A 22,511-nucleotide genomic window follows, 5' to 3' on the forward strand; every position below is an offset into this window, starting at 1 on the left:
TTAATCTCCGCTCATGGCTTGCCGCTGGCGCTCCATGAACTCTTGTAAGGTGTCGATACCGCGCAATTGCAGAATGGTGTTGCGGACGGCGGCCTCCAGCAGCACCGCGATGTTGCGGCCGGCCGCGACGGGAATGACGACCTTGCGGATCGGCAGGCCCAGCACGTCCTCGGTCGGGAACTGGAACGGCAGCCGCTCCACTTCCTCCTCCAGCGCGCCGCGGCGCACCAGGTGCACGATCAGCTTCAGGCGCATCTTGCGGCGCACGGCCGTCTCGCCGAAGATCGCCTTGATGTCCAGCAGGCCCAGCCCGCGCACTTCCAGCAGATTCTGCAGCAGGGCCGGGCAGCGGCCCTCGATCATGTTCGGCGCGATGCGCGAGAACTCGACCGCGTCGTCGGCCACCAGCCCGTGCGAGCGCGAAATCAGTTCCAGACCCAGCTCGCTCTTGCCGAGGCCCGAGTCGCCGGTGATCAGCACGCCCACGCCCAGCACGTCCATGAAGACGCCGTGCATGATGATGCGTTGCGCCAGCTTCTTGGAAAGATACACGCGCAGGAAGTCGATCACCTGTGCGGCAGGTAACGGAGTGGAGAACAGCGGGATGTTTTTTTCGTCGCAGATGGCGAGGATGTCGGGCGGCGTTTCCAGGCCCTGGGCGATGATCAGCGCCGGCGGGCCGCCGGCGATCAGCTCGCCGATGACGTGGGCGCGCGTGAGCGCCTTCAAGCGCTGGTAGTAATTGATTTCCTGGTGCCCGAAGACCTGGATGCGGCCCGGGTGGATGGTGTTCAGGTGGCCGACCTGGTCGGCGGCGGAGGCGACGTCGCCGGAGATCAGGCGTTCGCCGCCGGGAAAGCCGGCGAACCAGCCGAGCTGCAAACTCTCGCGATTGTCGTCGTAAAGCCTTTGTATCGTCAGCGGCGTTTGCAGCATAGGGCGTCTTTATCTCAAGGTTGGACTACGTGGCGGTACGCCCTTAGTTTAACCTATTGTCCGCCAACCCATGCTTGCAAGCCACTTCCCCGCCTGGCGGTCAGCCGGCAGCCTGCAGGCTCGGCATCCAGTTGATGATGCGCGAATGCACCGATTTCGGGTCCGGATCGGTGGAGAGCGCCGTGCGGAACGCGTCGTCGGAGAACATCTCGGCGATTTCCGACAGGATTTCCAGATGCTGCTGGGTGACGTGGTCCGGGATCAGCAGGAAGAACAGCAGATTGACCGGCTTGCCGTCGGGCGACTCGAACGGAATCGGCTCGGCCAGGCGGACGAACGCCGCCAGCGGCGATTTCAGGCTCTTCATGCCCTTGATGCGGCCGTGCGGCACGGCCACGCCGTGACCGAGCCCGGTCGAACCGAGGCGCTCGCGCGCGAACAGGTTGTCCGAGACGGTGGAGCGGGCGATGCCGCAGTTGTTTTCGAAGATCAGGCCGGCTTGCTCGAATGCCCGCTTCTTGCTGGACACTTCCAGGTCGAGCAGGACGTTTTCGAGGGAGAGTATTTTGCTCAGGTTATTCATAAGACGATAAGAATGTTACGACGCACAAGGCGTGCCGCCGCCGAATTATAGGCTTGTTTGTGCGCCATGTAACATGAATTCGCTCGCACCGGCGTTGCTTAATGATCAGGCAGCCGGCGCGCCGGGCCGCCAAGGTTATTATTGAAAATGCACCGCAGAAAGCATTTGCTATTTATGCGCAAAAAAGCGTGAAAATGCCGGTTTTTCGCCGCAAAGCGACGCGTTTTTCCGATTTTTCGCGTTTTTCAACCGATGCGCGGATTTCTTACGAAAGTCGCATCATTGGCCACATCATACGCCTGATTTTTGCTATTGACGCGCCCCGCGCAGGTTCGGCGGTTTCTGTGCCGTGCTGAAATTGCTGCGCCACGGATTGATGTCCAGGCCGCCGCGGCGGGTATAGCGCGCGTACACGGCCAGCTGCTGCGGCGCGCACTGGCGCAGGATGTCGACGAAGATGCGCTCGACGCATTGTTCGTGGAATTCGTTGTGCTCGCGGAAACCGATCAGGTATTTCAACAAACTTTCCTGGTCGATTTGCGGACCGGCATAGTGGATCTGCACGCTGGCCCAGTCGGGCTGGCCTGTGACCAGGCAGTTCGACTTGAGCAGGTGCGACACCAGTTTTTCCTCGACCGGCTCCTCGTCGTGCGCGGCCTTGAGGATCTCCGGCGACGGGCTGTAGTTGTCGACTTCGATATCGAGGCGGTCCAGCAGCAGGCCGTCGAGTTCGCCCATCGCGATCATGCCGAATTCCTCCGGCTGGGTGATGGTGATGTGGACGTTGGCGCCGGCCGCCTCGGTCAGGTCCTGTTGCAGCAGCGATTTGAGCGCCACCACGTTTTCCAGCCGGGTCTGGTTGAACGAATTGAGGTAGAGCTTGAACGATTTCGATTCGATGATGTTGGGCGAATCGGCCGGGAAGGTGACGCGGGCGATCGCCACCTGCGGTTTGCCGCGCTGGTTGAGCCAGGAGATCTCGTAGGCGTTCCAGATGTCGACGCCGAAGAACGGCAGCGTGCCGGCCAGGCCCAGCTCGTCGCGCTTGCCCTGGCGCGGGATCGGGAACAGCAGTTCCGGCGCGTAATCGGTGCGGTAGGCGGAGGTTTTTCCCAGCGGGGACAGGTCGGCGGAGTTGGTCATGACGGTCGTGGATTCGGCAAAGGTGAAATGGTAGCCTAATTCACCGCGGCATGCCGGGACGGGGTGAGGCGTAGGGCCGATGACGCCGCGCCAATCCGCCCCACGGTTATCAGAAGACGCTTGGTCCTCAGCCCAGGAACAGCTTGTAGACCGGATTGGCGCTCTCGTCCCAGTAACGGTAGCCGAGCGTGGTGAGGAACTGCGCGAACGCGCCCATTTCCTCGGACGGCACCTGCAAGCCGATCAGGATGCGGCCGACGTCGCCGCCCTGGCTGCGGTAATGGCACAGCGAAATGTTCCAGTTCGGCGCCATGCTGTCGAGGAAGCGCATCAGCGCGCCCGGGCGCTCGGGGAACTCGAAGCGGTACAGCAGCTCGTCCTTGGCCAGCCCGCTCTTGCCGCCGACCAGGTGGCGGATGTGGGCCTTGGCCAGTTCGTCGTGCGTCAAATCCAGCGTCTTGAAATCGTGCTCCTCGAACTTGCGCGCCAGCGCGCCGGACTCGCCGCGGTCGGCGATCTGCACGCCGACGAACACGTGGGCCTCGTCCTTGTCGCTGATGCGGTAGTTGAACTCGGTGACATTGCGCGGCCCCACCAGCGAGCAGAAGCGCTTGAAGCTGCCGCGCTGCTCGGGCAAGGTGACGGCGAACACCGCCTCGCGCGCCTCGCCCAGTTCGGCGCGCTCGGCAACGAAGCGCAGGCGGTCGAAATTCATGTTGGCGCCGCAGGCGATGGTGATCAAGGTCTCGTTCTTGACCGGGTCCTTGGTCATGGCCGCGCGCTCGATGTAGGCCTTGGCGCCGGCGATGGCCAGCGCGCCGGCCGGCTCCAGGATGCTGCGGGTGTCGGTGAACACGTCCTTGATGGCGGCGCTGATGGCGTCGGTGTCGACGATGATGATGTCGTCGACCAGTTCGCGCGCGATGCGGAACGTTTCCTCGCCGACCAGGCGCACCGCGGTGCCGTCCGAGAACAGGCCGACATCGGCCAGCGTGACGCGCTCGCCGGCCTTGATGCTGCGCGCCATGGCGTCCGAATCGATGGTTTGCACGCCGATGATCTTGATGTCCGGGCGGATCGCCTTGACGTACGAGGCCACGCCCGCGATCAGGCCGCCGCCGCCGATGGCGACGAAGATGGCGTGGATCGGGCCGGAATGCTGGCGCAGGATTTCCATGCCGATGGTGCCCTGGCCGGCGATGACGTCGGGATCGTCGAACGGATGGACGAAGGTCAGCTTCTGTTCCTGCTCCAGGGTCAGCGCGTGGTTGTAGGCGTCGGTATAGGACTCGCCGTGCAGCACCACTTCGACGTCGGCGCCGCCGCGCGCCTTGACGGCGTCGATCTTCACTTGCGGGGTGGTGGTCGGCATGACGATCAGCGCGCGGCAGCCCAGTTTGGCGGCCGACAGCGCCACGCCCTGGGCGTGGTTGCCGGCCGAGGCGCAGATGACGCCGCGTTTGCGCTGGGCGTCGCTCAGGTGGGCCATCTTGTTGTAGGCGCCGCGAATCTTGAAGCTGAACACGCTCTGCATGTCCTCGCGCTTGAAATAAATTCGGTTCTCGTAGCGCTGCGACAAGGTCGGCGCGAGTTCCAGCGGGGTTTCATCAGCGACGTCGTAGACGCGCGCGGTCAGGATTTTCTTCAGATAGTCGATAGTCATGGTCTGCAAACAGTGATTCCAGAGGGCCGGAGTCCATGCTGGGGTCAAGTCTGTCATTCGGACAGGAGCTGTGCCGTAAGTACTGCTACGGCACAGCTCCTGTCCGAATGACAGACTTGACCCCGTGGGCTCCGCAGTTGTTCGATGCTAACTATCCGGCGGGTGACCGGGTCGGGCAGGGGCGCGGGTACTATGCCTGTGGGCAAGGACCGGGCTGTTCAATCGTGCGGTGTGCGGATCATTATAATGGACACCTTTCGTCCCGCTAAAGAAACCGATGATCGAATCTGCAATCGCCTGGCTGCTCAACGTGCTGGCGGCACCGGAAGTGGGCCTGACGTCGGTCTTCGTCATCAGTTTCGTGTCCGCCACCCTGGTGCCGCTGGGCTCGGAGCCGGCGGTGTTCGCGGTCATCAAGGCCAATCCGGAACTGTTCTGGAGCGCCATCGGCGTGGCGACCGTCGGCAACACCCTCGGCGGCGCCGTCGATTACTGGATCGGCTACCAGGCCAAGACCACCTTCGCCAAGGAGCGCAAGAGCCGCTGGTTCCATTGGCTCGAGCGCTACGGCGCCAAGACCATGCTGCTGGCCTGGCTGCCCGGCATCGGCGATCCGCTGTGCACCCTGGGTGGCTGGCTCAAACTGCCTTTCTGGCCCAGCCTGGCCTATATGTGCGTCGGCAAACTGCTGCGCTACCTGACCATGACCACCTTGCTGTTGTATGTGCCGGACGGCGTCTGGCACCGGATCGGACAAATGCTGGGCTAATCTGGTGCAATTGATCGTATTGCCGGATGCGCAGGATTCGGAATTTCGTTCAGTTTCCGGCGGAATGGTTGAATTTTCTTGCCGATAATCGCGTTCATCCGCAAATTAATGGCGCGTCCGGGGAAACGCAAGAGTCCCCCCGCCGTCTAAGGCTGTTCCGACATGGTGCGTCGCAATACGCTAGAATGGCCCTCCCGGGTTCCAGTTTACAAGTCCAATCGCCAATGAATGCCCCTGCACAAATCCAAGCTCTGCTGGCGGAAACGCCCCACGGACCGGAGACCCAGCGTCTCCGCGAAATTCCTTACAACTACACGTCGTTTTCCGATCGCGAGATCGTCATCCGGCTGCTGGGCGAGGAATCGTGGAGCTTGCTCGACGCGCTGCGCGGCGCCCGCCAGACCGGCCGCTCGGCCCGCATGCTGTACGAGGTGCTCGGCGACATCTGGGCCGTGCGCCGCAATCCGTACCTGCAGGACGACATGCTGGACAACCCGAAGCGCCGCCAGGAGCTGATCAACGCGCTGCACCACCGCCTGGCCGAGGTCGACAAGCGCCGCCTGACCATCGACGACGACGGCAGCGAATCGGAAGCGTCCAAGCAGCGCAGCGTCAACGTCATCAAGCTGCTGCGCGCGGCCGGCAAGGCCGTGGCCGACTTCGGCGAGGAATTCAAGCAGGTCTACGACCTGCGCAAGCGCACCTACAAGGTGCTGGGCCGCTACACCGACAAGCACAACATCTGCTTCGACGGCATGAAGCGCATCTCGCACGTGACCGACGCCACCGACTGGCGCGTCGAGTATCCGTTCGTCGTGCTCACGCCCGACAGCGAAGAGGAAATGGCCGGCCTGGTCAAGGGCTGCATCGAACTGGGGCTGACCATCATCCCGCGCGGCGGCGGCACCGGCTACACCGGCGGCGCCATTCCGCTGACGCCGATGTCGGCCGTCATCAACACCGAGAAGCTGCTCAACATGGGCGCGGTCGAGATGAAGGTGCTGCCCGGCCTGGACAAGGAATACGCCACCATCTACACCGGCGCCGGCGTGATCACCAACAAGGTGTCCGAGGCGGCCGAGAAGGCCGGCTTCGTGTTCGCGGTCGATCCGACCTCGGCGCACGCCTCCTGCATCGGCGGCAACATCGCGATGAACGCGGGCGGCAAGAAGGCGGTGCTGTGGGGCACCGCGCTCGACAACCTGGCCTCGTGGCGCATGGTCGACCCGAACGGCGACTGGCTCGAAGTCACGCGCCTGGACCACAACCTGTCGAAGATCCACGACACGCCATTGGCCCGCTTCAAGCTGGAGTGGACCCATCCGACCGCGCGCGGCGAAGCCAAGGGCGCGCCGTTCAAGACCGAGATCCTGGAGATCGCCGGCCGCATCTTCCGCAAGGAAGGCCTGGGCAAGGACGTGACCGACAAGTTCCTGTCCGGCCTGCCGGGCATCCAGAAGGAGGGCACCGACGGCCTGATCACGTCGGGCCGCTGGATCCTGCACAAGATGCCGAAGTTCGCCCGCACCGTCTGCCTGGAGTTCTTCGGCCAGGCGCGCGACGCCATTCCGTCCATCGTTGAAATCAAGGATTACCTCGACGGCCTGCCGGCCAAGGGCGAGCAGTTCGCCACCTTGCGCCTGGCCGGCCTGGAGCACCTGGACGAGCGCTACCTGCGCGCGGTCGGCTACGCCACCAAGTCGAAACGCGGCGTGCTGCCGAAGATGGCGCTGTTCGGCGACATCGTCGGCGACGACGAGAACGCCGTGGCCATGGCCGCGTCGGAAGTGGTGCGCATCGCCAACACCCGCGTCGGCGAGGGCTTCGTCGCCGTCAGCCCCGAGGCGCGCAAGAAGTTCTGGCTCGACCGCGCCCGCACCGCCGCCATCGCCAAGCACACCAACGCCTTCAAGATCAATGAAGACGTGGTGATTCCGCTCAACCGCATGGGCGAGTACACCGACGGCATCGAGCGCATCAACATCGAGCTGTCGATCAAGAACAAGCTGCAACTGGTCGACGAGCTGCGCGACTTCTTCGCCGCCGGCAATCTGCCGATCGGCAAGAGCGACGACGCCGACGACGCCGTGGGCGACGCGGAGATGCTGGGCGACCGCGTGCAGCAGGCCGAGGCCTTGCTGACGCAGGTGCGCGACCGCTGGACCTTCCTGCTGGCCGAGCTCGACAAGCCGTTGGCCAGCGTCACCGCCGAACTGGCCGCGTTGGGCCTGGAGCGCCTGCAGGCCGTGTTCGACGAGCGTCTGAAGCTGCAGCCGGACGCGACCCTGTTCGACATCGTCCAGGACCGCACCATCCGCGTGACGTGGAAGCAGGAAATCCGCGCCCAGCTGCGCCAGATCTTCAGCGGCGCGGCCTACAAGCTGATCCTCGACGAGGCGACCGCGATCCACAAGCGCGTGCTGCGCGGGCGCGTGTTCGTCGCGCTGCACATGCACGCCGGCGACGGCAACGTCCACACCAACCTGCCGGTCAACTCCGACCACTACGAGATGCTGCAACTGGCGCATTCGGCCGTGGCGCGCATCATGGTGCTGGCCCGTTCGCTCAACGGCGTCATCTCGGGCGAGCACGGCATCGGCATCACCAAGCTCGAGTTCCTGACCGAGGAGGAAATCGGCCCGTTCCGCGACTACAAGCTGCGCGTCGATCCGGAAGGCCGCTTCAACAAGGGCAAGCTGCTGAACCTGCCGGGCATGGAGGCGGACCTGTCCAACGCCTATACGCCGTCGTTCGGCCTGATGGGCCACGAATCGCTGATCATGCAGCAAAGCGATATCGGCGAGATCGCCAACAGCATCAAGGACTGCCTGCGCTGCGGCAAGTGCAAGCCGGTATGCTCGACGCACGTGCCGCGCGCCAACCTGCTGTACTCGCCGCGCGACAAGATCCTGGCGACGTCGTCGCTGATCGAAGCGTTCCTGTACGAGGAGCAAACCCGCCGCGGCATCTCGATCAAGCATTGGGAAGAGTTCGAGGACGTGGCCGACCACTGCACGGTCTGCCACAAGTGCGTGACGCCGTGCCCGGTCGACATCGACTTCGGCGACGTGTCGATGAACATGCGTAATTTGCTGCGCAAGATGGACAAGAAATCGTTCAATCCGGGCAAGTCGGCGGCGATGTTCTTCCTCAACGCCACCGATCCGGCCACCATCAACGCCACCCGCGCGGCGATGGTCGGCATCGGCTACAAGGCCCAGCGCCTCGGTAACGATTTGTTGAAGAAATTCGCCAAGAAGCAGACCAAGGCGCCGCCGCCGACGGTCGGCAAGCCGCCGGTGCGCGAGCAGGTGATCCACTTCATCAACAAGAAAATGCCGGGCGGGCTGCCGAAGAAGACCGCCCGCGCGCTGCTCGACATCGAGGACGACAAGGTCATTCCGATCATCCGCAATCCGAAGAAGACCACGGCCGATACCGAGGCGGTGTTCTACTTCCCGGGCTGCGGCTCGGAGCGGCTGTTCTCGCAGGTCGGCCTGGCGACCCAGGCGATGCTGTGGGAAGTGGGCGTGCAGACCGTGCTGCCGCCGGGCTACCTGTGCTGCGGTTATCCGCAGCGCGGCTCGGGCGAGTACGACAAGGCCGAGAAGATGATGACCGATAACCGCGTGCTGTTCCATCGCATGGCCAACACCCTCAACTATCTGGACATCAAGACGGTGCTGGTGTCGTGCGGCACCTGCTACGACCAGCTGGCGACCTACGAGTTCGACAAGATCTTCCCGGGCTGCCGCATCATGGACATCCACGAGTATCTGCTGGAGAAGCAGGTCCGCCTGGAAGGCGTGACCGGCACGCGCTATATGTACCACGAGCCGTGCCACACGCCGATGAAGTTGCAGGAGGCGACCAAGACCGTCAACGGCCTGATCGCCACCCACGACAACGTCAAGATCGAGAAGAACGACCGCTGCTGCGGCGATTCGGGCACGTTGATGATCGCGCGTCCGGACATCTCGACGCAGGTGCGCTTCCGCAAGGAAGAGGAAGTCATCAAGGGCGCCGACAAGCTGCGCGCCGACGGCTTCGAAGGCGAGGTCAAGATCCTGACCAGCTGCCCGGCCTGCCTGGGCGGCGTCTCGCGCTACGGCGAGGACGCCGGCACCACGGCCGACTACATCGTTGTCGAGATCGCCAAGCATCTGCTGGGCGAGAACTGGATGGCCGACTACGTCAAGCGCGCCAACGACGGCGGCATCGAGCGGGTGCTGGTGTGATGGCGCGCGGTGTTGATACCTGCGATCTGTGCAAGCTGCTGGCGGCGCCCGCCGACGGCGTCGTCATCTGGAGCGACGACCGGCTGTCGGTGATCGCCGTCGACGATGCCGAGTATCCGGGCTTCACGCGCGTGGTGTGGAACGCGCACGTCAAGGAGATGACCGATCTCGGCGCGGCCGAGCGCGGCCATGTCATGGCTGTGGTGTTCGCGGTGGAGGCGGCGCAGCGCGCCGTGATGGCGCCGGAAAAGATCAACCTGGCCAGCTTCGGCAACATGACCCCGCACGTGCATTGGCACGTGATTCCGCGCTATCCGGACGATGCGCATTTCCCCAACTCGAGTTTCGCCACGGCCGCGCGCGCCGGCGCGCCGGAGGTGCTGGCCGCGCGCCGCGCGCTGGTGCCCGCCTTGCACGCGGCGATTATCGAACGTTTGAAAGTACAACCATGAGCTCCAGGAATCCGACCGCGTTGACCGTCCACAATAAATCCAAGGTGCTGGACATCGAGTTCGACGACGGCGCCTCGTTCACGATCCCGTTCGAGCTGATGCGCGTGTATTCGCCGTCGGCCGAAGTGATGGGCCACGGCCCCGGCCAGGAAGTGCTGCAAGTCGGCAAGCGCGAAGTCGGCATCGCGGCGATGGACCCGGTCGGCAACTACGCGGTGCAGCCGACCTTCACGGACGGGCACAACACCGGCCTGTTCACGTGGGACTACCTGTACAAGCTGGGCAACGAGAAGGACAAGCTGTGGCAGGATTATATGGACCGCCTGCACGCGTCGGGCCTGGACGGCGACAGCGGCCGCGATCCCGCCAACGCGCCGGCGCCGGCGCCACACGTGCACGGGCCATCCTGCGGCCACAAACACTAGCATTGCGAGGAGGCATGTAGGGCGGATTAGCGCAGCGTAATCGGCCAATGCATGCGCCGTCGACGGCTCAAAGATGGCCGATTACGGCGTTCCGCCTAATCCGCCCTACGTGTCTCCGTAGCATCTCATCGGGCGGTGGCCGATTGCCATGGCCAAATGCTTCCTGCCACACTGATCGCCTTCGGGATCAATTTCTGCTGATAGAACACGTCGGCGACGCGCTGCTGGTTGGCGGCGATGGCGGCGCTGACCGGCACCGCGCCGTAGCGCGTGCGGCGCTGCCAGGTTTCGACGATATCGACCGGCAGCCCCATTTGCGGCGCCAGCATCGCGCTCACTTCCTTCGTATGCGCGTTGGCCCATTGGCCGGTCAGCGCCACCTGTTCCAATAGCGCCGCCAATACCTTCGGCGACTGCGCGGCGAACTTGCGCGATGCCAGATAAAAACCGTTCGCCTGCGGCAGGCCAGTGTAGTCGCTCAACACCCGCACCTGATACGATTTCTGCGCCGACGCGAAGTACGGGTCCCACACCACCCACGCGTCGATGCCGCCGCTGACGAAGGCCGCCCGCGCGTCCGATGGCGACAAATATACCGGCTTGATGTCGCTCAGCTTCAAGCCCGCCTTTTGCAGCGCGGACGCCAGCAAAAAGTGTGAGCCCGATCCCTTCTGGAACGCCACCTTCTTGCCCTTCAAATCCGCCACCGTGCGCGCCGCCGACTCCTTCGGCACGAAGATCGCCTCGCTGTTGACCGGCGCTGGTTCCGCCGCGACGTACAGCAGGTCGATGCCGGCCGCCTGCCCGAACACCGGCGGCGGCGCGCCCGTGCTGCCGAAGTCGATGCTGCCGGCGTTGAGTGCTTCGAGCATCTGCGGCCCTGCGGGGAATTCGATCCATTTGATCTGCTGGCCGGCGAAGGCCTTCTCCAGCGTGCCCTGGTTCTTCAAAATGCCCAGCAGGCCGCTGCTTTTCTGGAAGCCGATGGTGATGGCCGGCGCGCTGTGCGCCAGCAGGGGGAGGGCCAGCAACAAGCCGGCGACGATGTTCTTCATGGGTTCCTTTATGCGCTTTCGCGCTCGATAAGTTCGCAGGCCAGCAGGTTGAGGCGCGTGTCCTGGCCGGACGCCGGCAGCACGCCCAGCTGCTCCAGGATGCGCAGCGCGGCGATTTCGCCGATCTCGCGTCCCGGCGGCCGGATGGTGGTCAAACCGGGAAGCAGCAGCGGCGAGAACGGATAGTCGCCAAAACCGACGATGGCGCACTGCTCGGGTATCTCCAGGCCGGCGCGCTGGCCCGCCAGCAGGGCGCCGGCGGCCAGATTGTCGTTGGCGAAGATGATCGCCTCGGCGTGCTGGCCGCTGCGCTTCGCAAGCTTGAGCGCCAGCGCCTCGATGGCCTGTTTGCCGGCGTCGAATGGCGCCTCCGCCGTCGGTACGTAAATGTTCGGTTGCAGTCCGTGCTCGCGCATCACAGACGCGTAGCCGTCGCTACGGTCCACGGCACTGAGGTCGCCCGCCAGGCTGTTTTGCACGAAGGCGATGCGGCGATAGCCTTTGGCGTACAGGTAGCGCGCCGCCTGCTCGCCGACGGCGATGTTCGAATAGCCGACCTGTATCGGCTTGCGGCGTGGCTCGTAGTCCCAGGTTTCGACCACCGGAATGCCGGCTTCCGATAGCAGCTTTTCCGTCGCGCGGTTGTGAAAGCGTCCCGTCACCACCAGCGCCGCCGGTTTCCAGCCAAGGAAGGCGCGCACCGCGCTCTCCTCCTGCTTGGCCGAAAAATAGCTCGACGCCAGCAGCAGCTGGTAGCCGTGGCGGCTCAATGTGTCGCTGAAGCTCTGGATCGTGCTGGCGAAAATCGGCCCGGAGATATTGGGTATCACCATGCCGATGATGCGGCTGTGCGACGACGCCAGGCTGCCCGCCATCAGGTTCGGCACATAGCCCAGCTGCTTGACGGCGGCGGCGATGCGCGCGCTGCGCGTGGCCGCCACGCGGCCCGGCTCCGTGAAGTAGCGCGACACGGTGATCGATCCGACTTCCGCCAGCCGCGCCACGTCGTGGATCGTCGCGCGGCCGGAGCCACGGCGTTTGCGTGTGCTTTCCGGTTCGCTCATTTGCTTGGTCCGCGCATATTTAGAAAAGACATATCGATGGGTTTTTTAATTCTTTGACTTCAAATCGGCCCGCACCGACACTAAAAAAAGGGTATCGGTACCATTCAAAGTCTAGCAAACGTCAGGCGGGGAACTAAGTTGGTTCTTCGATGATGAAAGTGGATTTTCCGCATATGGCGCAAAGGGCGCTTTCAAATCAAGGGATCGGCAATGAAGAACAACAGTAAAAAAATCGGTGCGCTGACGTTGGGCGCCTTGCTTGTCAGCTCGGCATGGGCGGGCGGGTTGGATGCGGCGGATGCGGCCAGCGCGCCCATTCTGGACCGCACCGACAGTGCCGCCGTTCCCAGCGTGACGGTGAGCGCGACGCGCCGCAACGCCTCGCTGCAATCGGTGCCGGTGGCCGTGTCGGTGCTCAACGGCGACGACCTGGCCCAGGCCAACCGCACCAGCATCGACACCATCGTCCAGGAAGTGCCGAGCGTGACGTTCCGTCAGCAGGGTGGCAACAAGGATTCGACGATCTTCGTGCGCGGTATCGGTACCATCTCGACTTCTCCCGGCGTGGAACCCACTGTGTCGACGGTGATCGACGGCGTGGTGTACGCGCGCCCGGGCCAGGCGACGCTGGATTTGCTGGACATCGAGCACATCGAGATCCTGCGCGGCCCGCAAGGCACCTTGTTCGGCAAGAACGCGTCGTCCGGCGTGCTGAACGTGATCGGCCGCAAACCTGCGGAACAGACCAGCGGCTTTGTCGACGCCTCCTGGTACGAGGGCAATGAGAAGCGCGTGCGCGCCGGCCTGTCGGGCACGATCCAGCCGGGCGTGGTCGCCGCCGCCGTCACCGCGCTGTATGCGGACTACGACGGCAATGTCGACAACCTCCACGCCGGCGGCGGCAAGGTCAATGGATACGATCGCAAAGGCGTGCGCGCGCGCGTCGACATCACGCCGAACAAGAATCTGGATATCAGCCTGATCGCGGACTATCTGCGCTCCAACGCCTCGCCGTCCTTCACCGCCTACAAGTCCACCAGCGCGCCGTTCTCGCAGGCGATCGCGCCGGTGGTCGCGTCGACCCAAAACCGCAGCATCAACACCGATATTCCAAGCGATATCCGCGACATCAACAAGGGCTTGTCGGCGCAGGTTGACTGGCGCAACGGCGGCTACACCCTGACCTCGATCACGGCGGTGCGCGACTGGGCCAATCAGCAATACACCAGCACCTCGGCCATCGGCAACGCGGCGGAAGCGGCGCGCATCAGCGCCGCCTATCCGGCCACGCGCGATATCGGCACCGTCGATTTCCGCCAGGTGTCGCAGGAGCTGCGGCTGGCGTCGCCGAAGGACCAGTTCCTCGAATATGTCGTCGGCGCGTTCTACCTGCATGGCAAGGACCGCGAAACGTACCAGCGCATCGTCGCTACCACGACGGCGCCCAATTCCGGCCGCGCCGACTATGGCGTCAAGAACGACAGCTATTCGCTGTTCGGCGAAAGCACGTTCAATCTGACGCCGGAGTGGCGCGCCATCGCCGGCGCGCGCTGGACCAAGGATGAACTGTCCTACGACCATGTCCGCAGCTCGACATCGACGGCGGCGTTCCCCGGCGTGCAGCCCGGCGTGAGCAACAGCGGCTCGACCAGCGAGGACGGCTACTCCGGGCGCGTCGGCCTGCAATACCAGCTGTCGCGCGACGTGAACGCCTACGCGACGTACTCGCGCGGCTACAAGGGGCCGGCCTACAACGTCTTCTTCAACATGCTTGGCCGCGACACCTTGGCGCTCAAGCCGGAAACCTCCGATTCGTTCGAGCTGGGATTGAAGGCGAGCGCCTTCGACCGCCGCCTGACCGCCAATGTCGCCGTCTTCAACACCAAGTATTCGAACTACCAGGCCAACTTCTTCGACACCGTCGCCGGCACCGTCATCACGCGACTGATCAACGCGGGCGACGTGTCGACCAAGGGCGTCGAGCTGGATATCAACGCGCGGCCGACCCGCGAACTGACGTTGACCGTGTCGCTGGCCTACACCGATGCCAGTATCGACAGCTTCAACTGCCCGCCGGCCGCCACGGCGTCGTGCAATCTGAATGGCCAGCCGTTGCCGTTTTCGCCGAAGTGGAAGTCCTTCACTCGCGCCAACTACGCGCTGCCGCTGCAAAACGGTTTGATCGTCGACTTCTCGGCCGACTATACCTATCAGGCCAAGACGCAGTTCGACCTGTTCCAGTCGCCGGATGCGATCCAGGGCGCGTATGGCGTCATCAACGCCGGCATCGCCTTGTCATCGACGCCGGGCGGCTGGCGCATCGCATTGGTGGGTAAAAACCTGGCCAACAAATCCTACGCGACGAATCTGGTCACCTCGACCGGCTATGTCACGCGTGCCGTGCCGCGTGACGATGAGCGCTACTTCGGCATCACCGCACGCAAGGAGTTCTGATGTCATCAACCAAGCAACTGAGCATCGCCGCCTTCATGATGCGGCACGGGCACCACGTCGCCGCGTGGCGGCATCCGCAGACGGACCTGGAGTCGAACCCGTTCAAGGTATTCCGGCAGCAGGTGCAAAGCGCGGAGCGGGCCTGCCTTGATGCGGTGTTCTTCGCCGACAGTCTGGCGTTGACCGGCGGCGTGCCTGCGCTGGAGCCGTTGACGTTGTTGTCGGCGCTGGCCGCGTCGACCGAAAAAATTGGTTTGATCGGCACCGCCACCACCACCTACAACGAGCCTTACACGGTGGCGCGCCAGTTCGCGTCGCTCGACCAGATATCGGAGGGCAGGGCGGGCTGGAACCTGGTCACGTCCGACAACGCGGCGGAGGCGGCCAATTTCGGCCGCGACCAGCACGTGGCGCACGCGGCGCGCTATGAGCGCGCGCGCGAATTTCATCAGGTTGTCACGGGATTGTGGGATAGTTGGGAGGATGGGGCGCTTATTAACGACAAGGATGGCGGCCGGCTGGTCGATCCCGCCAAACTGCGCAAGTTGAATCATCGCGGCCCGCATTTCGCCGTCGCCGGGCCGCTGAACGTGTCGCGCAGTCCGCAGGGGCGGCCGGTGGTGGTGCAGGCCGGCGGTTCCGAGGCCGGACGCGATCTGGCCGCCGCCACGGCGGAGGTGGTGTTCACCGCGCAGCCGTCGCTGGCGAAGGCGCAGGATTTTTACCGCGACATGACGCGCCGCGTGGTGGCGCATGGCCGCTCGCCGGAGTCGCTGAAGGTGATGCCCGGCTTGTTCGCGGTGGTGGGGCGCTCGCAGGGCGAGGCGGACGACAAGTTCGGCGAGTTGCAGCGTTTGATCGAGCCGAAGGCCGGCTTGGCGCTATTGGGGCGCATGATCGGCAACTTCGATCTATCGGGCTATCCGCTGGACGGTCCGCTGCCGGATCTGCCGCAGACGCAGGACGGCCAGCGCAGCCGCCAGCAGTTGCTGACCGATCTGGCGCAGGGCGAGAATTTGACGATACGCCAGCTGTACGAGCGCATCGCCGGCGGGCGCGGACACTTCACGGTGGTCGGCACGGCGCAGGCGGTGGCAGATCAGATGCAGGCGTGGTTCGAGCAGGAGGCGGCGGACGGCTTCAATTTCATGGCGCCGGCGCTGCCGGGAGGGTTGGATGATTTCCTGTCGCTGGTGGTGCCGGAGTTGCAGCGGCGCGGTTTGTTCCGCACCGCGTACCATGGCACGACGTTGCGGGAGCATTTGGGTCTATAGACAAGGATAAAAATGAAGGTAGCCAGCAGGATTGTGATCGCGGCATTGGCCGTTTCGGCGTTGATCGCGCCAGTGCGCGCGCAGGAATACTTCGGCGACTTCCGCCCCGACGCGCCGGAGCTGGCCGCGCGCGGCTCTTTGCCGGTCGGCGTGCGCACTCTGGTAGCGGAGCATGCCGACCAACTGGACGTGCTCCATTACAGCGATGCCAACCCCGATCCGCGCTACACCCGCAAGCTGACGCTGGAAGTCTGGTACCCGGCCATTCTGGCGGCGGGACAGAACGAACATACGGTTTACACCGATGTGCTGGGCGCCGGCCCGAACGATCCCGCCCGCCCCAACACGCCGTTCCAGTTCAACGGCCGCGCGGCGCGCGACGCGGCGCCCGTCGCCGGACGCTATCCGCTGGTGATCGTCTCGCACGGCTATCCGGGTTCGCGCCTGCAAATGAGCTACCTGACCGAGAACCTGGCGTCGAAGGGCTACGTCGTGGTGGCCATCGACCACCCCGAATCCACGCGCGCCGACAAGGCCGGCTTCGCCAGCACCCTGCTGAACCGCCGCCTGGACGACCTGTTTGTGCTCGACAGCGTCGCGGCCTGGGCCAAGCGCGGCAGCGGCAACTTCCTCGCCGGCGTGGCCGATGCCGGCAACACCGCCTTGATCGGCTACTCGATGGGCGCCTATGGCGCGCTGAACACCGTCGGCGCCGGCGTCAGCGCCGCCGCCGCCGCGTACGTCCCCGGCGGCAAGCTGGCCGTGAACCAGCAGGGCAACAAGGACTACGAATCGCGCCGCGACGCCCGCATCAAGGCGCTGGTGGCCTTCGCGCCGTGGGGCGGCGCGCACAAGGTGTGGGATGCCCAAGGGTTGGCCGGCGTGCGCACGCCGACCCTTTTCATTACCGGCGACCAGGACGACGTGGCCGGCTACAAGGATGGCGTGGTGCGCATTTTCGAGGGCGTCGTCAATGCCGACCGCTACCTGCTGACCTATCAGGGCGGGCGCCACAACTCGGCGCCGAATCCGCCGTCGCCGGCGATGTGGTCCAGCTTCGACGATTTCCAGTCGTATTCCGAGCCGGTGTGGGACAGCCGCCGCATCAACAACATCAACCAGCACTTCGTGACGGCCTTCCTCGGCATCCACCTCAAGGCGCAGCCGTTGCAGCCGTATCTGGACTTGCCGCCGCTGGCCGCCGATGGCACCATCAAGCCCGATCCGGGCCTGTGGAAGGGCTTCCGCAAGCGCACCGCGCTCGGGCTGGAGTGGCGCCACCTGCCCGCCCGATAGGCACAATATGCGGCCAAGGGCGCGCGGGAGGGAAAAAACCCCGTGCGCTTGTATAATGCAGGCAAACTAACAGGCCTGCCACCATGACAAATACCACTCATTTCGGTTACAAAACCGTCGCGGAAGACGACAAAGTCCGCGAAGTCGCCAAGGTTTTCCATTCCGTCGCCGCCAAGTACGACATCATGAACGACGTCATGTCGGGTGGCCTGCACCGTCTGTGGAAGACGTTCACCATCGCCAACGCGGCCGTGCGCCCCGGTTTCAAGTGCCTCGACATCGCCGGCGGCACGGGCGACCTGGCCAAGGTGTTCGCCAAGCAGGCCGGCCCGACCGGCGAGGTGTGGCTGACCGACATCAACGAGTCGATGTTGCGCGTCGGCCGCGACCGCCTCTTGAATCGTGGCCTGTTGACCCCCACCTTACTGTGTGATGCGGAGAAATTGCCGTTCCCGGATAACTATTTCGACCGCGTCAGCGTCGCTTTCGGGCTGCGCAATATGACCCACAAGGATCAGGCGCTGGCGGAAATGCGCCGCGTATTGAAGCCCGGCGGCAAGTTGCTGGTGCTGGAGTTTTCCAAGGTGGCGACGCCTTTGCAAAAACCGTACGATATTTATTCATTCAAGGTGCTGCCTTGGATGGGCCAGAAGATTGCCGGCGACGCCGAAAGCTATCGCTATCTGGCCGAGTCGATCCGCATGCACCCGGACCAGGACACGCTCAAAACCATGATGGAAGAGGCGGGTCTGGAACGGGTCACGTATTACAACTTGACGGCAGGTGTGGCCGCTTTACACACCGGTATCAAACTGTAAATACTGTAGGAATGACCATGAACATGAAAAAATTGATGATCAGCGCGATTGTCGCGCTGTCCGCCTTCACGATGCTGGCCGAGGCGACCGCGCGTCCCGCCGGCGGCAACCGTTCGATCGGCCGCCAGTCGCAAAACGTCAACCGCATGCCGCCGGCCGCCGCGCCGACGCCGGCGCCGCGCCAGGCCGCCCCGGCGCCTGCCCCGAACGCGCCGAACGCCATGCCGGCCAAGCGCCCCAGCATGTGGAAAGGCATCCTCGGCGGCGCGCTGCTGGGCCTGGGCCTGGGCGCTTTGTTCTCGCACCTGGGCATCGGCGGCGCGATGGCGTCGATCCTGAGCACGTTGCTGATGCTGGCGTTGCTGGCCGGCGCCGCGTACTTCATCTTCCGCATGTTCCGCCGCAAGTCGCAACCGACCGTGGCGCCGGCGGCAGGTGGTAATTTCGGCGGCAACTTCAATGGCAGCGGTAACAACAACGCCTACGACAACGGCTACAACAAGGCCTACGCCCCGCAAGCCGGCGGCACGCCGGAAATCGGTTCGCGCCTGCCTGAGCAGCAATACCAGCCGGTGCAAGCCGCGCCGGTGCCGCACACCCCGTGGGGCGTGCCGGGCGACTTCGACGCCGTGTCGTTCCTGCGCGTGGCCAAAAGCAACTTCATCCGCCTGCAAGCGGCGTGGGACAAGGGCGACACCGCCGACATCCGCGAGTTCACCACGCCTGAAGTATTTGCTGAAATGAAATTGCAAATCAACGAGCGCGGCGCGCAAAAGGATTACACCGACGTCGTCAGCATCGACGCCGAGCTGCTGGGCATCGAGACGAGCGAGACCGAGTACCTCGCCAGCGTCAAGTTCGTCGGCATGATCAAGCCCGCGCCCGACGCGCTGGCCGAGCCGTTCAACGAGGTGTGGAACCTGACCAAGCCGGTGTCCGGCGCTTCGGGCTGGTTGCTTGCTGGTATTCAACAGTTGGCGTAATCACCGGGAAATCCCGGCGAACTGGTAAGATCGAGACCGCCCGCTTTCCGGGCGGTTTTGTTTTTCCGGCGTAAAGAACTTGTTGAGCGACGACCTACCGATGACCCCACTGAACTTCAGTCACTTATCCGCCCTGTTATCCGCCGCCGCGCCGGCAAGCGCGGCCGTCAACCATCTGCTGGCGCAGGAGCCGTGGGCGCGCGAGCAGTTGCGGCGCCACGCCGGCAAGGTCGCCTGCATCGACGCCGGCACCGTCGCGCTGCGCCTGCGCGTGACCGCCGACGGTTTGTTCGAGCCCGCACCGGCGGATGAGCCGGCCCGGGTTACCATCAGGGTCAAGCTGCCGGACCTGCCGCTGATCGCGCAAAACCGCGAGCGCGCGTTCTCGTACGTGCGCATCGAGGGCGACGCCGATTTCGCCAACGCCATCTCCAGCCTGAGCACGTCGCTGCGCTGGGAAGCGGAGGTCGATTTGGAAAAAGTGGTCGGCCCGGTGGCGGCGGTGCGCATGGTGTCGGGTGCCAGGGCCGCGTTCGAGGCGGTCAAGACGGGCCACCAGAAGCTGGCCGAAAACGTCGCCGAGTTCCTGCTCGATGAAAAACAGGTGCTGGTGCGCCCGCAGGCGGTGGAGGAATTCTCGGCCGACGTGGTGCGCCTGCGCGACGACGTGGAACGGGCCGCCAAGCGCCTGGCCAAACTGGAACAGAAACTGGGAACCCAATGATTTTGAAATTTTTACGCCTGCTGAAGATCCTGCGGGTCGCCATTCGTTACGGTCTCGACGAAATCGCCATTTCCGGCCTCAAAGTGCCGCGTACCGCCAAGCTCATCGACACGATCATTTTCTGGCGCGACATCTCCGCCCCGCGCGGCGTGCGCCTGCGCATGGCGCTCGAGGACCTGGGGCCGATCTTCGTCAAGTTCGGCCAGGTGCTGTCGACCCGCAGCGACCTGATACCGGCCGACCTGGTGATCGAGCTGTCGCGCCTGCAGGACCGGGTGCCGCCGTTCGATTCCGACCTGGCCATCGCGCAGATCCGCAAATCGCTGGGCGCCCACCCGGACCAGCTGTTCGCCTCGTTCGAGCGCACGCCGGTGGCGTCGGCGTCGATCGCGCAGGTGCACTTCGCCACCTTGAAGGACGGCAAGCAGGTCGCGGTCAAGGTGCTGCGTCCCGGCATGAAGAAATCGATTGACGAGGATGTCGCGCTGATGCACATCGCCGCCGAGTGGGTCGGCCGCGTGTGGGCCGACAGCAAGCGCCTGAAGCCGAAGGAAGTCGTCGCCGAGTTCGACAAATACCTGCACGACGAGCTCGACCTGATGCGCGAGGCGGCCAACGCCAGCCAGCTGCGCCGCAACTTCGCCGACTCCAAGCTGCTGATGGTGCCGGAGATGTACTGGGACTATTGTTCCAACAGCGTGATCGTGATGGAGCGCATGCACGGGCTGCCGGTGTCGCAGATCGACAAGCTCGAAGCGGCCGGCGTGGACCTGAAAAAACTGTCCAGCGACGGCGTCGAGATCTTCTTCACGCAAGTGTTCCGCGACGGCTTTTTCCACGCCGACATGCACCCGGGGAATATCCTGGTGTCGATCGAACCGGAAACCCTGGGCCGCTACATCGCGCTCGACTTCGGCATCGTCGGCACGCTCAACGACTACGACAAGGATTACCTGTCGCAAAACTTCCTGGCCTTCTTCCGCCGCGACTACAAGCGCGTGGCCGAGGCCCACATCGAATCGGGATGGGCGCCGAAGGAAACCCGCGTCGACGAACTCGAGTCGGCCGTGCGCGCCTGCTGCGAACCGATCTTCGACCGTCCGCTGAAGGACATCTCCTTCGGCCAGATCCTGCTGCGGCTGTTCCAGACCTCGCGCCGCTTCAATGTCGAAGTGCAGCCGCAACTGGTGCTGCTGCAAAAGACGCTGCTCAACATCGAAGGCCTGGGCCGCCAGCTCGACCCCGACCTCGACCTGTGGAAGACCGCCAAGCCGTATCTGGAGAACTGGATGGCCGAGCAGGTCGGCTGGCAGGGCTTGCTGCAGCGGTTGAAGGCCGAGGCGCCGCGCTACACGCAGATCCTGCCGCAGCTGCCGCGCTTGATTCACCGGGCGCTGGAGCAGCAGGGCGAGCAGCCGGCCGATAACGGCGAACTGATCAAAGTGCTGATCCACGAACAGCAGCGCACCAACCGGTTGCTCAGCTTTGTGATCTACTTCGCCGGCGCGTTCGGGCTGGGCGTGGCCGGCTTCCAGCTGTACCTGCGCTGGCACCACCTGCTCTGATCATGGCCGACTTCCAGCAGCGCGATCCGCTGTCGCCGGCGTTCTGGGATGAACGCTTCGCGCGCAGCTTCACGCCGTGGGATCGCGGCGGCGTGCCGCTGGCGCTGCGCGACTTTGTCGCCGCCAGCGCGCCGCTGGTCACGTTGATCCCGGGTTGCGGCTCGGCCTACGAGCTGGCGTTGTTGGCCGAGGCGGGGTGGGATGCGACGGCCATCGATTTTTCGCCGCAGGCGGTGCAGGCCGGCAAGCGCGCCGTTGGCGGGCATGCGGAGCGCGTCGTCGAGGCGGATTTCTTTGCCTGGCAGCCCGCGCGGCCATTGCAGCTCATTTACGAGCGCGCCTTCCTGTGCGCCATGCCGCGCGCGATGTGGCCCAGGGTGGCGGCGCGCTGGGCGGCATTGTTGCCCGCCGGCGCGCTGCTGGCCGGATATTTCTTCTTTGATGACGCCCCCAAGGGGCCGCCGTTCGGCATCGCCCGCGAGCAGTTGGACGCGTTGCTGCAGCAGGATTTCGAATGCATCACCGACCAACCTGTAGGCGACTCCATCCCCGTCTTCGACGGCAAGGAGCGCTGGATGGTCTGGCGCCGGCGAGCCTGAAAATCCGCGTTGTCCTGTCCGCGGTGGCCGGCAGGACAACGATGGCCGATTACGGCGTTCCGTTTAATCCGCCATACGTGTTTTAGATGGCCGCGTCAGCCGCCGCTTCGCCAAGCCCAGCACAATCAGCAGTGCCATACTGGCGACAACGGTGCGGCGGGGAAGCGGTTGTTCCGGTGATTCGGCGGCATATTTGCCTTGCGCGAAGGCGGGGGAGAGCAGCGTGGTGGCCAGCAGGCCGGCAAACAGATATTTCTTCATAATATTTCCCAATCGGTGATGAATACGGTGCGTCGACAGTCGGGACAGCATCGAGGCGGCGATTCGGGGATTGGGAAATCAACGCTTGAGGCCGCCATTTAATCATGCTCGCCAACAATTTACGAGTGAATTCTTTTAATGGAATCGATAGCCTGCGGGCCGCCATCCGGACTTGGCGACAGGAAACAGGCTAGCGCCCGGTAAAAAGC

20 protein-coding genes are annotated in these 22,511 nt (G+C 64.3%); 13 read left to right on the plus strand and 7 right to left on the minus strand.

Annotation, left to right across the window (positions count from 1 at the left end; all coding sequences use genetic code 11):
* Together hprK and BMX85_RS26885 are read right to left on the minus strand one after the other, a co-directional pair.
* Positions 1 to 936, minus strand: a complete 936-nt coding sequence (gene hprK / locus BMX85_RS26880; RefSeq protein ID WP_090326229.1) for an HPr(Ser) kinase/phosphatase — start codon at positions 934 to 936, stop codon at positions 1 to 3.
* 100 nt (positions 937 to 1,036) lie between these two features.
* Positions 1,037 to 1,519, minus strand: a complete 483-nt coding sequence (locus tag BMX85_RS26885; protein ID WP_090326235.1) for a PTS sugar transporter subunit IIA — start codon at positions 1,517 to 1,519, stop codon at positions 1,037 to 1,039.
* 101 nt (positions 1,520 to 1,620) lie between these two features.
* Here BMX85_RS26885 and BMX85_RS30270 point away from each other — a divergent pair, with 101 nt between their 5' ends.
* Positions 1,621 to 1,875, plus strand: a complete 255-nt coding sequence (locus BMX85_RS30270) for a hypothetical protein (protein WP_143068078.1) — start codon at positions 1,621 to 1,623, stop codon at positions 1,873 to 1,875.
* On the opposite strand, the gene queF is transcribed toward BMX85_RS30270, so the two are convergent.
* Positions 1,829 to 2,662: an NADPH-dependent 7-cyano-7-deazaguanine reductase QueF gene (gene queF / locus BMX85_RS26890; protein ID WP_090326239.1), complete on the minus strand. Its 834-nt coding sequence runs from the start codon at positions 2,660 to 2,662 to the stop codon at positions 1,829 to 1,831. The two genes, BMX85_RS30270 and queF, sit on opposite strands and share 47 nt — an antisense overlap.
* A 127-nt stretch (positions 2,663 to 2,789) precedes the next feature.
* Positions 2,790 to 4,325, minus strand: coding sequence for a threonine ammonia-lyase, biosynthetic (ilvA, locus tag BMX85_RS26895; protein WP_090327032.1), 1,536 nt, complete (start codon positions 4,323 to 4,325; stop codon positions 2,790 to 2,792).
* Positions 4,326 to 4,602: 277 nt separating this feature from the next.
* Between ilvA and BMX85_RS26900 the strand changes: the two genes are divergently transcribed.
* The 4 genes from BMX85_RS26900 to BMX85_RS26915 all read left to right on the plus strand — a co-directional run bounded on the left by BMX85_RS26900 (position 4,603) and on the right by BMX85_RS26915 (position 10,209).
* Entirely contained in the window at positions 4,603 to 5,094 is a 492-nt protein-coding gene (locus tag BMX85_RS26900) for a YqaA family protein (RefSeq protein WP_090326243.1), read from the plus strand.
* 224 nt (positions 5,095 to 5,318) lie between these two features.
* Positions 5,319 to 9,332, plus strand: a complete 4,014-nt coding sequence (locus BMX85_RS26905; RefSeq protein ID WP_090326247.1) for a DUF3683 domain-containing protein — start codon at positions 5,319 to 5,321, stop codon at positions 9,330 to 9,332.
* Positions 9,332 to 9,784 (plus strand): HIT family protein, encoded by a 453-nt coding sequence (locus BMX85_RS26910; protein WP_090326250.1) that lies wholly within the window; start codon positions 9,332 to 9,334, stop codon positions 9,782 to 9,784. The genes BMX85_RS26905 and BMX85_RS26910 overlap by 1 nt, the downstream gene beginning before the upstream one ends.
* The gene (locus tag BMX85_RS26915; protein WP_090326254.1) at positions 9,781 to 10,209 is read left to right on the plus strand and encodes a gamma-butyrobetaine hydroxylase family protein; all 429 of its coding nucleotides are present in this window, start codon (positions 9,781 to 9,783) and stop codon (positions 10,207 to 10,209) included. The genes BMX85_RS26910 and BMX85_RS26915 overlap by 4 nt, the downstream gene beginning before the upstream one ends.
* A gap of 125 nt (positions 10,210 to 10,334) precedes the next feature.
* Here the strand turns inward: BMX85_RS26915 and BMX85_RS26920 are convergent, their stop codons facing one another.
* Together BMX85_RS26920 and BMX85_RS26925 are read right to left on the minus strand one after the other, a co-directional pair.
* Positions 10,335 to 11,264 carry an aliphatic sulfonate ABC transporter substrate-binding protein gene (locus BMX85_RS26920; protein WP_090326257.1) on the minus strand — a complete coding sequence of 310 codons (930 nt, stop codon included), beginning with the start codon at positions 11,262 to 11,264 and terminating at the stop codon, positions 10,335 to 10,337.
* An 8-nt stretch (positions 11,265 to 11,272) separates the two neighbouring features.
* Positions 11,273 to 12,328: a LacI family DNA-binding transcriptional regulator gene (locus BMX85_RS26925; RefSeq protein ID WP_090326263.1), complete on the minus strand. Its 1,056-nt coding sequence runs from the start codon at positions 12,326 to 12,328 to the stop codon at positions 11,273 to 11,275.
* A 210-nt stretch (positions 12,329 to 12,538) separates the two neighbouring features.
* Here BMX85_RS26925 and BMX85_RS26930 point away from each other — a divergent pair, with 210 nt between their 5' ends.
* The 8 genes from BMX85_RS26930 to BMX85_RS26965 all read left to right on the plus strand — a co-directional run bounded on the left by BMX85_RS26930 (position 12,539) and on the right by BMX85_RS26965 (position 22,041).
* The gene (locus BMX85_RS26930) at positions 12,539 to 14,782 is read left to right on the plus strand and encodes a TonB-dependent receptor (protein ID WP_090326266.1); all 2,244 of its coding nucleotides are present in this window, start codon (positions 12,539 to 12,541) and stop codon (positions 14,780 to 14,782) included.
* Positions 14,782 to 16,056: an LLM class flavin-dependent oxidoreductase gene (locus BMX85_RS26935; RefSeq protein ID WP_177196892.1), complete on the plus strand. Its 1,275-nt coding sequence runs from the start codon at positions 14,782 to 14,784 to the stop codon at positions 16,054 to 16,056. Before BMX85_RS26930 ends, BMX85_RS26935 begins: the two co-directional genes overlap by 1 nt.
* Before the next feature lie 12 nt (positions 16,057 to 16,068).
* Positions 16,069 to 17,352: an alpha/beta hydrolase family protein gene (locus BMX85_RS26940; protein WP_090326276.1), complete on the plus strand. Its 1,284-nt coding sequence runs from the start codon at positions 16,069 to 16,071 to the stop codon at positions 17,350 to 17,352.
* A gap of 83 nt (positions 17,353 to 17,435) precedes the next feature.
* Entirely contained in the window at positions 17,436 to 18,170 is a 735-nt protein-coding gene (gene ubiE / locus BMX85_RS26945; protein WP_090326281.1) for a bifunctional demethylmenaquinone methyltransferase/2-methoxy-6-polyprenyl-1,4-benzoquinol methylase UbiE, read from the plus strand.
* Positions 18,171 to 18,187: 17 nt separating this feature from the next.
* Positions 18,188 to 19,153: a Tim44 domain-containing protein gene (locus tag BMX85_RS26950; protein ID WP_090327040.1), complete on the plus strand. Its 966-nt coding sequence runs from the start codon at positions 18,188 to 18,190 to the stop codon at positions 19,151 to 19,153.
* Between the two features lie 100 nt (positions 19,154 to 19,253).
* Positions 19,254 to 19,877: a ubiquinone biosynthesis accessory factor UbiJ gene (locus BMX85_RS26955; protein WP_090326286.1), complete on the plus strand. Its 624-nt coding sequence runs from the start codon at positions 19,254 to 19,256 to the stop codon at positions 19,875 to 19,877.
* Positions 19,874 to 21,442, plus strand: a complete 1,569-nt coding sequence (ubiB, locus tag BMX85_RS26960) for a ubiquinone biosynthesis regulatory protein kinase UbiB (RefSeq protein WP_090326290.1) — start codon at positions 19,874 to 19,876, stop codon at positions 21,440 to 21,442. The genes BMX85_RS26955 and ubiB overlap by 4 nt, the downstream gene beginning before the upstream one ends.
* Before the next feature lie 2 nt (positions 21,443 to 21,444).
* Positions 21,445 to 22,041 carry a class I SAM-dependent methyltransferase gene (locus tag BMX85_RS26965; protein ID WP_090326294.1) on the plus strand — a complete coding sequence of 199 codons (597 nt, stop codon included), beginning with the start codon at positions 21,445 to 21,447 and terminating at the stop codon, positions 22,039 to 22,041.
* A 63-nt stretch (positions 22,042 to 22,104) separates the two neighbouring features.
* Here the strand turns inward: BMX85_RS26965 and BMX85_RS26970 are convergent, their stop codons facing one another.
* On the minus strand, positions 22,105 to 22,302 hold the full coding sequence (locus BMX85_RS26970; RefSeq protein WP_090326299.1) for a hypothetical protein: 198 nt from the start codon (positions 22,300 to 22,302) through the stop codon (positions 22,105 to 22,107).
* Positions 22,303 to 22,511 lie beyond the last annotated feature (209 nt).

The sequence above is a fragment of the Duganella sp. CF517 genome, from assembly GCF_900110275.1.
In the GTDB taxonomy this organism is placed as follows: Bacteria; Pseudomonadota; Gammaproteobacteria; order Burkholderiales; family Burkholderiaceae_D; genus Rugamonas.